The organism is Mucilaginibacter ginsenosidivorax, assembly GCF_007971525.1.
GTDB lineage: Bacteria > Bacteroidota > Bacteroidia > Sphingobacteriales > Sphingobacteriaceae > Mucilaginibacter > Mucilaginibacter ginsenosidivorax.
The window spans coordinates 5,789,414-5,805,788 of sequence record NZ_CP042437.1; the positions used below are offsets into that span (position 1 = coordinate 5,789,414).

General features: G+C 41.5%; 14 protein-coding genes. 4 read left to right on the forward strand and 10 right to left on the reverse strand.

The window, feature by feature from the left end; genetic code table 11:
- Window positions 1–83 precede the first annotated feature (83 nt).
- The 3 genes from FSB76_RS24195 (at window position 84) to FSB76_RS24205 (ending at window position 4,711) form a co-directional block, all read left to right on the forward strand.
- The gene (locus FSB76_RS24195) at window positions 84–1,778 is read left to right on the forward strand and encodes a hypothetical protein (RefSeq protein WP_147057979.1); all 1,695 of its coding nucleotides are present in this window, start codon (window positions 84–86) and stop codon (window positions 1,776–1,778) included.
- A gap of 10 nt (window positions 1,779–1,788) precedes the next feature.
- Window positions 1,789–2,874, forward strand: a complete 1,086-nt coding sequence (locus FSB76_RS24200; protein WP_225976296.1) for a glycoside hydrolase family 43 protein — start codon at window positions 1,789–1,791, stop codon at window positions 2,872–2,874.
- A 145-nt stretch (window positions 2,875–3,019) separates the two neighbouring features.
- Window positions 3,020–4,711: a right-handed parallel beta-helix repeat-containing protein gene (locus tag FSB76_RS24205; RefSeq protein ID WP_147057981.1), complete on the forward strand. Its 1,692-nt coding sequence runs from the start codon at window positions 3,020–3,022 to the stop codon at window positions 4,709–4,711.
- Window positions 4,712–4,874: 163 nt separating this feature from the next.
- Here FSB76_RS24205 and FSB76_RS24210 read toward each other — a convergent pair whose 3' ends face one another.
- The 7 genes from FSB76_RS24210 to FSB76_RS24240 all read right to left on the reverse strand — a co-directional run bounded on the left by FSB76_RS24210 (window position 4,875) and on the right by FSB76_RS24240 (window position 11,003).
- Window positions 4,875–5,840, reverse strand: coding sequence for a quinone oxidoreductase family protein (locus FSB76_RS24210; protein WP_147057983.1), 966 nt, complete (start codon window positions 5,838–5,840; stop codon window positions 4,875–4,877).
- A gap of 97 nt (window positions 5,841–5,937) precedes the next feature.
- The gene (locus tag FSB76_RS24215) at window positions 5,938–6,528 is read right to left on the reverse strand and encodes a TetR/AcrR family transcriptional regulator (protein ID WP_147057985.1); all 591 of its coding nucleotides are present in this window, start codon (window positions 6,526–6,528) and stop codon (window positions 5,938–5,940) included.
- Window positions 6,529–6,670: 142 nt separating this feature from the next.
- Window positions 6,671–7,648, reverse strand: coding sequence for a type I glyceraldehyde-3-phosphate dehydrogenase (gene gap / locus FSB76_RS24220; RefSeq protein WP_147057987.1), 978 nt, complete (start codon window positions 7,646–7,648; stop codon window positions 6,671–6,673).
- A 29-nt stretch (window positions 7,649–7,677) separates the two neighbouring features.
- Window positions 7,678–8,142: a hypothetical protein gene (locus FSB76_RS24225; RefSeq protein ID WP_147057989.1), complete on the reverse strand. Its 465-nt coding sequence runs from the start codon at window positions 8,140–8,142 to the stop codon at window positions 7,678–7,680.
- Window positions 8,143–8,342: 200 nt separating this feature from the next.
- On the reverse strand, window positions 8,343–8,954 hold the full coding sequence (locus tag FSB76_RS24230) for an NAD(P)-dependent oxidoreductase (RefSeq protein WP_147057991.1): 612 nt from the start codon (window positions 8,952–8,954) through the stop codon (window positions 8,343–8,345).
- 173 nt (window positions 8,955–9,127) lie between these two features.
- Window positions 9,128–10,003, reverse strand: coding sequence for a helix-turn-helix domain-containing protein (locus tag FSB76_RS24235; RefSeq protein ID WP_147057993.1), 876 nt, complete (start codon window positions 10,001–10,003; stop codon window positions 9,128–9,130).
- A gap of 100 nt (window positions 10,004–10,103) precedes the next feature.
- Complete coding sequence (locus FSB76_RS24240) at window positions 10,104–11,003, reverse strand: MBL fold metallo-hydrolase (RefSeq protein WP_147057995.1); 900 nt, start codon at window positions 11,001–11,003, stop codon at window positions 10,104–10,106.
- A gap of 148 nt (window positions 11,004–11,151) precedes the next feature.
- Between FSB76_RS24240 and FSB76_RS24245 the strand changes: the two genes are divergently transcribed.
- Window positions 11,152–11,427 carry a hypothetical protein gene (locus tag FSB76_RS24245; RefSeq protein ID WP_449406755.1) on the forward strand — a complete coding sequence of 92 codons (276 nt, stop codon included), beginning with the start codon at window positions 11,152–11,154 and terminating at the stop codon, window positions 11,425–11,427.
- 162 nt (window positions 11,428–11,589) lie between these two features.
- Here the strand turns inward: FSB76_RS24245 and FSB76_RS24250 are convergent, their stop codons facing one another.
- From FSB76_RS24250 to FSB76_RS24260, 3 genes are read right to left on the reverse strand one after another with little or no spacing between them, the layout of a single operon-like run.
- Entirely contained in the window at window positions 11,590–11,856 is a 267-nt protein-coding gene (locus FSB76_RS24250) for a hypothetical protein (RefSeq protein ID WP_147057999.1), read from the reverse strand.
- Window position 11,857: 1 nt separating this feature from the next.
- A complete protein-coding gene (locus FSB76_RS24255) occupies window positions 11,858–14,665 on the reverse strand; it encodes a M16 family metallopeptidase (protein ID WP_147058000.1) in 2,808 nt (935 codons plus the stop codon).
- A gap of 57 nt (window positions 14,666–14,722) precedes the next feature.
- Window positions 14,723–16,357, reverse strand: a complete 1,635-nt coding sequence (locus FSB76_RS24260; protein ID WP_158642970.1) for a SusD/RagB family nutrient-binding outer membrane lipoprotein — start codon at window positions 16,355–16,357, stop codon at window positions 14,723–14,725.
- Window positions 16,358–16,375 lie beyond the last annotated feature (18 nt).

Here is a 16,375-nt window from a genome sequence, read left to right on the forward strand (position 1 = left end):
CGGTTGTTATTAAGCCCCAATAACCTTGGCGTAATAACAGTAAAAAAACAATTATTTATTAACCTCTATTAAACTAATCTACTATGAAAATTAAAAATTATTTTCTTTTTGTTCTTATTGCAGGGATAGGGTTTGGTTGCCAAAAGGAAAGTTCCCCTATTCCAAACGGCAACGCATCGAATAGTGGGCCAGTATCTTCCAAGGACAAATTTAAATTGTCTTCGACGGGAAGTACCTATTATGTAAGCCCTTCTGGTAATGATGCCAACAACGGTACTTCGCCGTCTGCTCCATGGAAAACGATTTCTAAGGTTAATTCACAAACGTATAGCCCCGGGGATCAGATTTTATTTCAGGGAGGACAAACCTTTGCAGGAAATATCATTGCAAGCAGCAGTGGTTCATCAAGCTCATATGTAAGATATGCAAGTTATGGTACAGGCAGAGCATCTATAAATGCGGGTACTGGTACAGGGGTATACGTGCTCAATAAATCATATGTCTTGGTCGATAGCTTAATAATTTATGGCGGCTTCAATGCAACTTCACAGAGCGGCAACAATGGATACGGTGTAGAGTTCTTAAATAATTTAACCGGGGGAGTAATATTAGGTTACTGCAAGGTTATCAATTGCGATGTGAGTGGCTTCAAATTAGCAGGTATCCAATTTCTGGGGGCACCAAGTGATAATAGTCAAAGCGGGTTCAGTCAAATTATCGCTTATTTCAATAATGTTCGTGATAACGCTATTGCCGGAATATCGTCAATAGGAGGATATCCGCCGTCTGCGGGGAGTACGAGTTACTCCTTTCCGTATGTATATGTCGGCTATAACTATGTTTATAATAATTTAGGTTATAAACCAGGTAACGGCAACCATACCGGCGATGGGATTGTGATAGGAGACGCTTCAAGTGGTACCATAGAGCATAACGTTGCGTATAATAATGGCTGGAATAATACTAATTCAGGAGGCGGGCCCGCTGCGATTTGGTGCTGGGATAGTACAAACCTTTACATTCAATATAACGAGGCATACAACAACGGTTCAAACGCAATTGATGGCGATGGTTTTGACCTGGATGGCGGCGCTACCTACTGCACCATGCAGTACAATTATAGTCACGATAACGCGGGTGCCGGATATTTAATTTGGGAATTTGGAGACTCACGTGTAAATAACTCGCATAATACAATTCGTTACAACATTAGTAAAAACGACGGGGCCAGGAACGGCTATGGTTCGATTGAGATTGGGGCAAGTGCAAATAATTGCAATAACAATTATATTTATAATAACACCTGTTTCAATTCCGGCCCTTGTGTAAAGGGTGATGGCGGCAATGTAAACAATATCTTCTCAAATAATATATTTTATTCCACCCAGGCAAATACATCGATTGTTTCAACCCAATCTGGCGTATGGTTCTTAAACAATAACTATTATAATTCTGCCGGTGGATTCAATGTTAACATCAGCGGGAATGTCTTTACTTCATTGGCCAGTTTGCGAGCTTCAAATTGGAGCGAAACCTGGAACGGGAACAGCTATGGCTATAATGTAAACCCCTCACTTAATAGTCCTTCAAGTGCCGGAACGGTTGGCAATTTATACCCGAATACATTGAGCAATTTCAAACTAAATAGTGGTTCTCCGATGATCAACACAGATTTTAATTTGGCCACATGGAGTTGGAATGCGGGAAGCTACGATTTTAATGGGTTAGGTATCCCAAATGGGGGCGCTTATGATATTGGCGCAAGTGAATACCATTAAAAAAAGGGCAATGTTAGAGCTGCTACTTAAATCCGGCATAACATTGCCCAATCTTCCGAATTCTAAAAGTATACATGCTAATATGAAAATAAAGACTAATTCCAGTTTTTTTACTATTCTATTTTTTGCCGTTTTTTTTCTACCGACAGACACGGTGTACGCACAAGCTAAACCGGATAGTTTATTTTTTTTGGAAAGTAAATGGAAAGATGATCAGGGAAATACAATCAACGCACATGGGGCAGGGATATTGGATTATCACAATAAATATTACCTATATGGTGAAATCAAAAAGGGGAAAACAACATTGGTCCCTGGTCAAAACTGGTTGGATTACAGAGTGCCGGCTGGCGGGATTTCCTGTTATTCTTCTTCTGATTTAATACATTGGAAATATGAAGGCGTGGTATTGTCACCTGTAACAGATGATCCTCAAAGCAATATTGATACAAGCAGGGTTATTGAACGGCCTAAAGTGATTTACAATAGCAAAACCAAAACATTTGTAATGTGGATGCACCTTGACAAAAATGATTATAGCTTTGCTCATGTTGGTGTTGCAACAAGTGATAAGCCAACGGGCCCGTTTACTTTAAAAAGTAGTTTTCTTCCCAATGGCAATGAGTCAAGGGATATGACACTTTTTAAAGACTCCAACGAACGTGCTTATCTTATCTATAGTTCCGAGAATAATTCTACAATGCATGTTTGCCAGCTAAGTGAGGATTATTTGACAACTACCAAGGCAGATAAAAGGATATTTGTTGGTTTGAACCGCGAAGCTCCTGCGATGTTTAAATTCCGTTCACAGTATTACCTGATCACCTCCGGGACAACCGGCTGGTCCCCTAATCAAGCCTTATGTGCCAGGACGAGCAATCCTTTAGGGAAATGGAGCCTAATTGGCAATCCTTGCTACGGAGCTAAGTCTGAAACTACTTATGATTCTCAGGGTACCTTCGTTTTGCCTTTAGGAAAGGGAAAATATCTTTTTATGGCAGATCGTTGGAATATGACTGACCTGGAAAAGTCCGGGTACGTTTGGTTGCCCATGTTAGTTGATGGAAATTCAGTAAAAATCAAATGGAAGAATTAGGTGTATTCTGGAGCATGAACCCAACTAAAGGACGGGTTAGCCTGGTATTGATTAGATACAACGGCAAGATCATATTCTTGGGTTGTTGTCTTGCTCATATAGAGCAAAGTTTTGGGATTGTTTTAATTAATATATAACTTTTATTATGAGCAGGCTGTTACGGACTTGTTGTGCTATTTATCTCATTTTCAATTGTGGAAATCTTGCCTTTGGATTCAAAAGCCAATCCGGGCTTAGCAGTATATCGCGCCAGTATTTATCCCGGATTCAAAAGCCTCAAGGAACAATATATTTTGTTAGTCCCAACGGGAGCGATTTCAACAAGGGAAATTCGCGATTGCGCCCATGGAAAACGATACAAAAGGTGAACGCCACTAAATTCAATCCGGGCGATCAGATTCTCTTTGAAGGCGGCCACGTTTTCATTGGGAATCTAATAGCAAGCAGTAACGGTGCAGATAGTCAATACATTAGATATAGTAGCTATGGAAAAACCAAGGCCATTATAGATGCTCGGTTGGGCACTGGAATATACGTGCTTGATAAATCTAACATTTGGGTAGATAGCCTGATCATTCGAGGTGGATTTAATGAAAAGTTGCAGAATGGCAATAGCGGCAGTGGTATCGAATTCAGGAATGACTTACCAGGAGCTGTAGTGTTGGGCACCTGTTATGTATCAAACTGCGATATCAGTGGTTTTTTTAAAGCGGGAATTCAATTCTTGACTAATCCGATAGATCAGAGTAATAGTGGATTCAGCAATCTGATTGTATATGCTAATAACGTTCATGATAACAGCGTTGCCGGAATTTCTTCGCTTGTGAATTATCAGGCCAAACCAGGAAGCACTGACTACGCATTCGGTAATGTATACATTGGCTTTAATAGAGTTTGCCGAAATTTAGGGTATAAACCGGGGAATGGGAACCATACAGGAGATGGCATTGTCATCGGAAGCGCTGGAGGCGGTATCATCGAACACAATATGGCATGGGATAATGGATGGAATAACACCAATATAAAGGGCGGTCCTGCCGCAATCTGGTGTTGGGATTCAACGGAAATCTTATTTCAATTCAACGAAGCATTTCACAATGGGTCGACGTCAAAGGTCGATGGAGATGGATTTGATCTTGATGGTGGTACAACAAATTGCATCATGCAGTACAATTACAGCCATGATAACGCCGGAGCCGGTTTTTTGCTGTGGGAATATGGAAATCCTCGTGGTAATGCTTCACATAATATCATACGTTATAATATTAGCAAATCAGATGGTAGAGAAAATGGTTATTCATCTATTTATATCGGTGCAAATACCGGCATCTGCAACGACAATGTCTTTTATAATAATACTTGCTATAATTTCGGCTCATGCGTACAGGTCGTAGATGGAAACGTCGGAAACAGATTTTTTAATAATGTTTTTTACTCAACTGAAAAGGACTCTGCCATCGTTATTGTTAAACAAGGCGGATGGTTTTTGAATAATGATTATTATAATTCCGGTGGAGGATTTAAGGTGTCTTTAAATGGTAAGATGTATTATTCACTCAGTGAATTACAGTCATCCGGGGTTAGTGAAGCCTTAAAAGGACATAATTATGGTTATAATATAGACCCATTGTTTGATAGCCCGGCCAATGCCGCGACAAGCGGTCTTTTTTTCCCCAACACACTTAGGAACTTCAATTTAAGCAGGGGTTCACTATTGAAAAATGCCGGAATCGATCGGCGACAGGTTGGTTTAAATTCACCTGGTATCAATTACAATGGATTAAGTTTGCCAAATGAGAAATTACCAGATATTGGGGCTTGCGGATATAAGCTTTAGAGCTTAAGTATCAGTATCGTATAATTTTGCTGTTTGTTCTCAAGCTTATCGATTTTCTTTATTTTATTAACCCAATTCAGGATTCGATTGCTGCTCGATTTTGCAATAAATTAGATCCGGAGATTTGTTCATAATGATCAGTCAGCAAAAAATAACTTATTGATCAGGGAATTAAAATGATCTTCCCGGTACTTTGCTTGCTTTCCATATACTCATGCGCCAATTTGCCATCGGCCAGTTTAAAAGCTTTGGGAGTCTGTAATACCAACTGGCCCGAGCTTATCCACTTAAATAATACCCCGGATCGTTTGATCCGCTCCTCTTTTGAATCCAGGTAACTCCAGAGGTCGCCACCTGTAATGGTTTGTGAGCGATCCATCAGCAACTCTAAAGATGGTGGGGGCTCCGGTAATCCTCCGGCTTTGCCATACAATACTACCGTACCCAATGTCCGGGTTACCTCGAGGCTATCATTCAGGGTTTTCGCTACACTATCATAGGTTACGTGTACACCCTTACCTCCGGTATATTCCAAAACCTGCCTTTTCCAATCATCCTGATATAAAAAAACTGTGTCGGCTCCGGCTGCCAGGGCGGTTGTTCTTTTAGCCTCGGATGATGTGAGGCCGATAACTTTTGCACCCAGCAATTTGCATATCTGTGTAAGTAGCTGACCAACGCCACCGGCTACGGCATGCAACAATACAGTTTCGCCCGGCTTAACCGGATAGCTATCTGTCGCCAGGTAATGTGCGGTCATGCCTTGTAACAGTATAGCTGCGGCGGTATCAAAGCTTATTTCGGCAGGTAAAGGAATGGCATGCGTTACCGGAACGGCAACCAGTTCAGCATTGGCAAAGGGCACGTCGCCAAAGCTTACCCTGTCGCCAGGTTTAAAGCCGGGGAGGCCATTGTTATCTGCAACAATGCCAGCGCCTTCATAACCGGCTATATACGGAGGTTTACCCAATAGATGATAATTTCCCTTGCGTCTTTCGGTATCGGAAAAGTTAAGACCGATAGCTTTCATCTCGACCAGTATTTCTCCGGCCTTTAACACAGGTGGGGCGATCTCCAGGTATTGAAGAACCCCTGGATCGCCAAAATTGGAAAATGTTAACGCTTTCATATAAATAAGTTACAAGATGTGTAAACAGCCAGATTTGGATAACCCATTACAGCATTGGATCTGATGTCCGGCATAGTCTGATTGGTATACTTTGAATTTACTGCAAGGTATTTAAATAGCTTTTCAATGCTATTAAATAATCCTTATAGACAGCTTTTGTGTTCTTTAGTTTGCCGAAATTCCGAATTCCCCAATATCCGGAGAGGACAAATAAGGTAACCTGACCGGCATCCACATCGTTCCGTACAAATCCTTTCCCTTTTCCATTTTCAATAGTCTCCGTCATGGCTTTGGTCCATTGGCTGATCAAATCTTTAAGTACTTTATTGAAATCGGTGTTCCATGGTGACATTTCATGGGTGAAGTTGGCAACAGGGCAACCGAACTCGATTTTTAAAAAATCATTTTTTGTCAGGAGACTTTCTATCAGCTGATATATTGCTTCTAAAGGGTTTCGGTCGGTTTGCAAAGGCTTAAGGATATTTTCCGCGAGCCTGGGCATTAAAAGATCTTTAATGATGGCAACCCCCATCTGATCTTTAGTTTTGAAATGGTAAAAAAAAGCACCTTTTGTAACTTGTGTTGTGGCTATAATTTGATCGATACTGGTGGTCTTATAACCGTTCGCATAGATCAATTCGAACGCCTTCTGTAAAATAACCATGCGTGTTTCCTGTGCCTTTCCCATAACCTACCTGTTAGTATGTTGCAAACATAACGAGGACTACGTGTTATTACAAATCGGGCCTATAATAAGTATTGGTGCTGTAACGAACAACTAAGCGCATGAATTGCCGTCGAACCAGCATCAATACTGTCTTATGTGCTTTTTATATAATAGATACCAATTCAGCGATTCGATTGGAGATACCAACTTCATTGTCATACCAGGCAACGACCTTAACTAAATTACCGATGTTTTTAGTGAGGCTGCCATCCACGATTGAGGAATGCGTATTACCAAGAATGTCTGAAGAAACCAATGGTTCCTCGGTATACTCCAAAACTCCTTTCAGCGAATTTTCAGCGTAATGTTTAAGTGCACTATTTATTTCTTCGATGGTAACATCACGCTTTAAGTTAATTGAAAGGTCCACTATTGAACCATCAATAACGGGAACTCGGTAGGCGTACCCATCAAGTTTTCCTTTAAGCTCCGGAAGAACGTCGCCAATTGCTTTGGCAGCACCGGTTGAAGTCGGGATGATCGAGTAAGCCGCCGCTCTTGCCCTGCGCAGGTCTTTGTGGGGAGCATCCTGCAGGTTCTGGTCTGCAGTAAAGGCGTGAACGGTAACCATGTATCCTGATAGGATACCGAATTCTTTTTCCAAAACGGTAAGCACCGGCGCAATAGCCCCTGTCGTACATGATGCGGTACAATAGATCACATCATCACCGATCAGCTTATTGTTCACACCGTGAACGATAGTTTTTACGCCACCTGATGCCGGGGCAGTGATCAGCACCTTTTTTGCTCCCGCAAGAATATGTCCATGGGCAGTCTCCCTGTCGGTGAACCTCCCGGTGGATTCGACTACAACGTCAATTTCAAGGGCTTTCCAGGGCAGTTTCTGTGGTTCGCGTTCACTTAACAGGGCAATTCGTTTTCCATTGACAATGATGGCATCCTTTTCAGATGATACTTCACCAGGAAATTTACCATGGGCCGTATCGTACTTCAGCAGATGAGCAAGCGTCGCAGCATCGGTTAAATCGTTAATGGCTACAACTTCCACGTCAGGATGGTTTTGTAAGGCCCGAAGCGTCATTCTGCCGATGCGGCCAAAGCCATTGATTGCAATTTTCATGTTTATTGATTTTTATATGGATTGATTAATTAGAAGGGTCTGAAATTGGGACGGCTAACCACAGGTGAAAAAGACCAGGGCACTGAACTTAAAATAACAAGCGCCCCAACGGTATACCAAATGGCTATTGTCTTAAACTTTTCTTTATCAGTCGTTTCTCGTTTGACCTTGGCGGAGCCGACCGTGATTATTATGATGCCGATCAGCATCATGGTAATATGTTCCATGCCAAAAAATCGGATTGCTCTTTCCTGCATGGCCGTTTTGATATGTCCCAGAAAATACGCCACGATTGGGCTAATGATATAGAGCCATAGGCCGATAATAAGCTGAATATGCGCGATTGTCGCCGTCCAGTGTCTTACCAAATTATCATAGCGGGTAAATGGTTTTTGCAGCAACCAACCATAATGGGCCCGAAAAATGGAAAAGAATAAGCTTCCGACTATAATCCAGCGAATTAAAGAATGTATGGCCAAAAGATTTGAGTACATCGTATGTTAATTGTTTATAAAAGACTGAAGCAAATATAACCAAAAACATACTATATGGTATGTTTTTGGTTATTAGCATATCCTGTTAAATTGCAATTTAACTGACTTCGATTTTGAACCAGTTTCCGCTCTAAGTTAATAAGGGCGCCATTGGTTTGGCACTTTCACTACAGGATTTATTCCGTGGCCAGCACCGAAAGTTAGTATCCAACAGTAAACCGGGACTGCTGGTGTTTAGGAGTTTCCACTTCGTCAATCAGTGCTATCGCGAAATCTTCATAAGAAATCGAGCTTTTTCCGTTTTCTCCAATGAGTAGATCATCTTTACCTAACCTGAATTTTCCGGTACGCTCTCCTTCAGTGAATAACGCCGAGGGGCTAAGGAATGTCCATTGCACATCATTTACATCGTGAAGTATGTCCAGGAAACGAACACCTGCTTTCGCTTCCCCGATTGCCCAGTCAGGTACATGGCCGGATTCTAAAACTGTTACGCCAGGTTTGAAATTAAGGCTGGAAGCCCCGCCTACAACTAAGTAACGTTTTACGCCTGATAGGCGCACCGCTTCGATCAATTTGTTCGGGTCAGCGGTTTCAAATTTAAGGCTGCTTATTACAACATCATGGCCTTTCAATATTTCGGATAGTGCTACCGAATCAGCTGCATTTCCATTTACGAGCTTTAGGTTGCCTTTAACTCCAACTACATCTACGTTCCTTGCGATACCGGTCACTTGGTGACCACGGTTTAGGGCCTCTGCTGATAAGCGTTGGCCAACATTTCCCGATATACCAATAATTGCTATTTTCATTTTTTTAATTGTTTATTAATTGAAATATGAGTCTATAAATTGCGGCGGAGCATTCGGGGATCGGCGTATTGCGATCCTCGTTAACGGAGGGCCAGGGTTTAGCCGATAGCCATTTATAAAACTTTACGGTCTTTTATTTTACTGCCAATTGGAAATTTCCATTCAGCGTTTGATTATTCAATTGCATATTTCTCTCTGAACTCAATCGGCGTCAGACCATTGTGTTTCCGGAAATACTTTATAAAATTTGTAGGCTCTTCAAAGCCAAGGCCGTAACTAATTTCTTTAACGCTTTTAGACGTGTGTGATAACAAGCGCTTAGCTTCCAAAACCATCCGGTCGTCAGTAACATCTTTTGCAGTTTTTCCCAATATCTTTGATGTTGCCTGGTTCAACCGTTTTTCCGTTACAAACATTTCCCTGGCATAATCACTAATCAATCTGCGTTGCAGAAATCCATGTTCAAGTAAATCTTTAAATAATAATACGAGGTCATAATCCGAGCCTTTGGCGGTTTCATTGGCAGGTTGATTATTCTGCTCACGTTCAGCAAGCAGCAGGAAATTATGTAGAAAATTTTGTATAATTTCCGACTGCCTGGAGTCTTTACCTTTTTCAGCTTCCTCGTTCATCAAACCAACAAGCTCGTTTAACACCTCAATAAGCTTGCCCTCAATATGGATCTGGGTTGTACCAAGAATGGTATTAAAGAGTACTGAACTTTTTAAAAATTTTGCATCCTGTTCGTTTCTGCAATAAAAACCATCAGTAAATAGGATCATCTTTCCCGCAAAATTTCCTGTAGGGTCAAAGCGGTGCACAATGTCCTTATTGAGAAATAAAATAGTGTTAGCCGAAACATGAACCGGATTGAAATCAACCAAATGATCAGCCTCGCCGCTTTCAAACCAAATGATGTGATAAAAACCAGTCCGGTGCGGTGCCGTTAATTTATCGGATGCAAAATTGAATAGCGTTTCCAAATCAAGAATTTCAAATTCGTGAGGTAAGCCTTCCTTGAATTCATATTTTTTTATAGTTGCCGGCATTGATCGGGATTTCTTTCAGTCTTTTATCAAAGATAACCGGCAGGATGTTTTTTTACATCGTTATAAATAATTCATTATAGAGAAAGCTCAAACACTCCGGTTATTTCCACGCCATTTCGCCAGTGTTAACCTTTGCGCTCAGCTCGAGCGCAGTTTGAAATGCCAGGTTTGGGTATTTCGCTTTAAGTGAGGCAATCAATGATTGTGAAGTTTTATTTGATTTTAGTAATTGGCTATATGTTTGCAAATAAGCCTTAGTGAAACTTACCGAAGCTAAATTCAGTTCAGCTTTGCTTCCAAAGTGCCCTGGAATGACGATTACCGGCTTATAACCAGCTATTTGATCCAATGCTTTTATCCAAAGTGCGCGCTTAGCCTCCGTAGCATCATCGGCGGTCCAAAGATGAAAATCATTGCCAAATACGTTGATACCACCAATCACTGCTTCTTCCGATGGAATCCAGATAAAGCTACGGGCAGGCGCACCTTGCACTTTAACGATTTCCAGCTTTTTACCTTCAAGGGTCAGTTTGTCCTTGGTATAGACTGTTGGAATAACAGCTGTTTTGGGTACCGCATCTTTATACACGCTTCCCCAGTAGGCTAATTTGCCTTTATAGGTAGCTTTAATGTGCTCAATGATCGGCGCTGTTGAATAAACAGGCACATCAGGATAACTCTTTTTTATGACTTCAAGACCGAAATAAAAATCGGGGTCACCATAACTGATAAAAATCGCTTTTAGGTGTTTACCACTTTTTTTAATTTCGGCGGTCAGCCTTTCCGCATCGGGCACCGTAAATTGTGCGTCAAACAGGATCGCATCCGTTTTGCCGCTGACAAGTACGGAGCTAACACCAAAATTGGCCTCGGCCGAATTGTAATAACTAAGCTTTAAGTCTTTACCATTAAAACTTTTAACAGTTTGTGCCTGAACTGAAAAACAGGTTATGCCTGCAACTAAGCCTAAAATTGCAAACACATATTTAATTGTTTTCATTATGATGGGATTTAAAATTTTGCTATCCATTTTATTTATTGTTTTAGCAAGACAAAATTGCATCATAAGGTCTTCTCGCAAAAGGTTGAAATAGGCGGTTCGATGATACTTTTCCGCCGCTAAATGAGGAGGTTATGGAATTGGTTGGGTGATAAAAAAGTTTTTGCAGCGAATGCTGAATTATCCATGGCCAGGCAATATCCGGGAGCTGTTCCACCTCATTGAACGGCGTGTTATATTAAGTCATACCGAAATCATTACCAAGATTAATTTGCCGGATGAGGCAATAAGTTTGGAACGCGTAAATAATGGGAACAGGGCGAACTTCAGATCCATTGCCGAAGTCTATCTTGACGATAGTATTGTGGCATTAAAAAAATGTAATGGCCGGATCTCCGGCAAGGGAGGCCCGCTAAAATTCTGAATGTCCAGCCTTCAAAATTGAATTCAAAAATGAAAAAGCTAAAAATTAAATCGGGATAAATTTAATTGAATACAAAAAAAGGGAAGTATGTTAACTTCCCTTTGTCACAAAATACGCTACAATGCTAGTAGCATAAACATTGTGCTACGTCCGCCCCTAATTTTACTTGGGTTTTATGCCCGTTGTAGGTTTCACCCCGGTAACACCACCTGATTTATTTTCGATGGGATGACGACCTTTAACAATTGAAGGTTTGACGATCTTAAACTTAGTAGTATCTAAGGTAGGGGCTGGTCCTACTTCAACAACTACAGGTTGCTTTTGTTCTGGGGTTACGAATTTGTAACATAGTACCGAGCTGATCAATACGATACACGCTCCGGGAATGATTAACTTTTGTAACATAATTTTATTGGTTTTAAATTTCACGTTATTTGATTTTCGGAAGTAGTATTATCCTAACATAGTTATTACTGTTGAAATACTTTTGGGCAGTAGCCTGCAGGCTTTCCTTAGTTATTAATTTGAGCCTTGCGGAGATATCAACCGGCCCCGGTTCTCCTTTGATCTGGAGTTGGTTGGTTAGGTAATCAAGCCAGATACCGTTGTCATTGAAGGCCTGGACCATGAAGGCCCTATATTCCGCTTTAAACTTTTCAACATCATCGTCGGTGGGGCCGTTCGATTTTAGTGAAGCAATTTCACTGTTTGCACTAAGGATCAAGCTCTCTACATTTTCGGGGTCACAATCAAAATTAATGGTATATAAATACTGTCCGGTTGGATATTGAACTGAATGCAATGAAGAGTTGACCGTGTAAATACCACCTTCATCCTCTCTTAAGTGGCTGATTAAATGAAATTCTAATATTTTAGCTATCGCATCCATCTGGCGATTGGACTCAATACTGAAATCAAACCTTCCCGGGTACCCAAGTACTACTGTTGCGCGTAATTCACTACCTGCGATGACTTTTCTTGCAATCCGCCCGGTCGGGTAAAACAGATGTAGGTCTTTGACTTCTTCCTGACGATTGAGCGCTGGTAAAGAACCGAGGTACTGCGCCGCAAGTTTCTTTAAACTGACGATATCAAAATTACCAACAAAGGTAAACGTGAAACCACTGGCGTCTTTAAATCGGTCGCGGTATACTTCGAGAGCTCTATCCAGATTGACCTCATCGATCCTTTGCAAAGGCATTGGCGATTTTCTGAATTGGTGATCGCCCAAAATTGTTTTTACGGTGTCGGAGAAAATGGCCTGAGGTATTGAAGCATTGCTTTCTATTGAAGATTTGACTTGCTGCATTAAGTTATTAAAGGCTATCGGATCTCGCCGCGGATTAGTAAAATAGAGGGTGATCAATTGCATCATTTCTTCCAGTTTGGAAGGCTCGCCAGAACCGGCAATCCCCTGGTAATTGTCGTCAATATATGGGCTGACATTGGTGTTATTACGTTCCATCCATCTGTTCAATTCAAGCGCTGACCAGTTTCCGGCTCCGCTGGCGCCGACTATCGTTGCTGCCAAATTTCCCGAATAAAAATTCGCATCACTTACCTGGGATAAACCGCCTTTGCTATACCCGTTAAATAAAAGCTGGTCATTCTTAATCTTTGTTGGCTTTAGTAGCACACGGATACCATTACTCAATTTTAACTCTGTTGCACCAACATCAGGTAAAGATCGCTCGTTAACGATCTGCCCCCCTAAAGGCTTATTATCTATCAGGGCCGTACGTTGTAATGCTTTATCCTCGTACGGCTTGAATGGCTTCGATGCCTCTTCGTTAATCCATCTCGTTACTTCTGATTCGGAAACTGTAGTCTGATTACTTTCCTCTTTAATGATAATATCCCGGTCTGTATCTTTAAGGTATTTTTTGAAAAGATCGTTAACATAGGTAACCCCAAGCGTATCCAGTGCGGATTTAGCCAGTTTTGTTTCTGCCTCTATATCCATAGCTGTCGCGCCGGTTAAAAACTGGTCGCCATATTTTGCTACAAAAACATCTGCTCCAAGTTTATCGCGGTCCTTATATTGGTTGTCTAGGCCCGCCAGGATTACTTCCTTTGCCCGGCTCAGTTCTGTTTTTGTAAATCCCTGCACTTTCATACGCAACATTTCATGCCACCAGGCGCGAGCACCTGTTTCGAGCTCACCGGGCTTAGTGGTAACTCCTCCAGTCAATATATCAAGACCTCCTTCAAAACCACCAATCTGTACACCTGCAGATAAAAATGGCGGATTAGGTAACTGCATAATCTCGTTAAAACGGTCGTTGGACATTATCGAAATAAGATTACGTGATAACCCTTCAATGTAGTCGCTTTTAGTCTTTACAACAAGTCGCGGGAACTTTATTGTTACATCCATCGCCGGTTGTTTAATCTCCGGGTCTGTAACTACCAAGAATTGATTTTTACCTAATAACGGAATACCAATCTCTTTTCTAAGCTTAGGTTGACCTGGCATTTTCAAATCGCTAAAAAGGCTTTTGATTTCCTTTTCAACCTGGTTTACATCAATGTCCCCGACAATAACAAGCGCTTGTAGATCAGGGCGGTACCAATCGTGATAAAAGTCTCTAATTTCTTTATGGTCAGAATGAAGGATAACTTCTTCCAGTCCAATTGGCGCGCGGTCGCCATACAGTGAGCCGTTATAAGTAAGGGAATCGGTCTTATCTTCAATGCGTTGCTCTAAACCTTTGTGCAAACGTTTTTCCGACATGATCACGCCACGCTCTTTTTCAATCTCCTCGTCGTCCAGTGTGACACTTTGCGCCCAGTCACGGGTTACCTGTAATGCGTCATGTATTTGCTTACTGTCCTTTAAAAGAATTGGCAGTTGATACTCGGTAACATTAAAGCCAGTAAAAGCATTCAGGTCTGCGCCAAACCGGACACCTGACTTTTGGAGATAATTTAGTAATTCATTTTTCGGATAATGGGCAGTGCCGTTAAATGCCATGTGTTCAAGGAAGTGCGCGAGTCCACGCTGTTTTTCGTTCTCCAATATGGACCCCACTTTGTTAATTAGGTAAATTATCACCTTATTTTCCTGAACTGTATTGCGCTTAATATAGTAGGTAAAACCGTTAGACAGTCTTCCAAACCTTAGCGATGGATCTACCGGCAGCAAAGCATTACGATTTTCCTGGGCAATTGAGTGAGTGGCAGATGCAGTTAAGGCAAATAGCCCTATTAGTATTCTTAAGCTTTTTTTTAAGATCATATTTGTTAATTTGAAATTCTCAAAGATTAAAATTTGTGTTACCAGATAATTTACAAATTATGGCATCCACCAAATCTTGCTAGTAAATATGTTAATATCCCCCTCGGCCTTGACGTGCTCTGCATTCTGTGCATACTCTGTATATGGATAAGGAGATCGAATTGGCATATTATTATTTATTTTCAGGTTGTTATAAGAAACAGGAATTGCTGGGAAGCGTCCGTTACGACGATAATCGGTATAGGATTCTATCGGATTGATGCCATTTAGCGCCATGTATTTCTGAAACATGATCAATTTGTATTTGTCAGGGGCGGCATTCCAAGATACATTGCTGTTTCCATGACCAGATTCATCAGCGTACCATTTGTTGAATATATCATCCGAAAGTTGTGGATTTGTATTGTTCCCGCCGACGTTTAGCCATCGGAAAGATTCTTTTACTGCCGTTTGGTAGGCTGTTTCTGCACTACCTCCAAGCCAACCCCGCTGTACAGCCTCAGCCTGGAGAAATGCACTTTCCACACTGGTGATAATAAAATCATTCATATTATAGCCTTTAATGATTCCGGTTGATAAAGGGCTAACAATTACGCCCCTTGTCTGGACTCCACCAACTTGTGACACATAGTCACTTCCCTGATAAGGGTATATTCCCTGATCTATTGTTAAGCCAAAACGATTACCCCTGTAGGATGCGGAATCCAGCTGTACGAAAGGTTCATTGGCCCCTGGCGGCAATGGCGTAGTAATTGGGTTATAAAAAAACTGGAGTCGGGGATCTCTGTTGCCCTTTAAGAGATCCATAGCTGTTGTATTTGCACAAGCCCTCGTCCATGCCGGCAGAAGTCCGTAAGTATTGGAGGACGTATAATTTCTGACAGTAACGTCAAATGCTGAATTCCACTGGAAGTAAATGGAAGGCTTCTGATCGGTATAACCGGGATTAACATCCGCATCTTCGCCACTTTGCAAAAAACCATAGCCACTTTGTACGATCTTGGCAATTTCCTTCTGAATATAAGTTTGACGCTCGCTGCGGTTAGCCTGGTGTATCAGGAGCCTCAATTTAAGGGTATTTATGATGCGATACCATTTATCTTTATTGCCATGGCACATGATATCCGCATCACTTATATGAAGCGCATTTCCCTGTGGTGCACCCTTGATCAGGGTAAGGGCGCTGTCAAGCTGAACCATCAAATCTTCATAGATAAATTGTCCCTTATCATAACGTGGGGTTCGGATGTCAGATCTAAAGGCTTCGGTATACGGGATATCATTATATATATCAACGGCGTTGCTGTAGTAAAAGGCTTTTAAAAACTTCGCAATGCCCCAATAAAATGGCTGATTGTTCTTCTTTGAATTCTGTTCAAACAATACGAGGCTGATAAATGGGTCTTCCAGGCCAGGAAATTTGGAGACATCCTGAATGTCGTAAGTAGTCTGGGGATCGTTGGCGTCGTGATATGGCCAGGCCCAGTACCCCATCCATTCGTTCATTCCACTCTGATTATCCACTGAGAGGGCCATCTTAGTGAATAGCACTGGCAAAATATAGTCAGGTGTAGCGTTTTGGTCACTCACCTGCGAAGGGTCATAATTAACATCGACCCATTTTTTACAGCTTCCGGCCAGCAGACCAACGAGAAGCATTAATGTAATGAAAATTTTATTTCTTGTAGCCATGATTTCGAATTTTGGGGA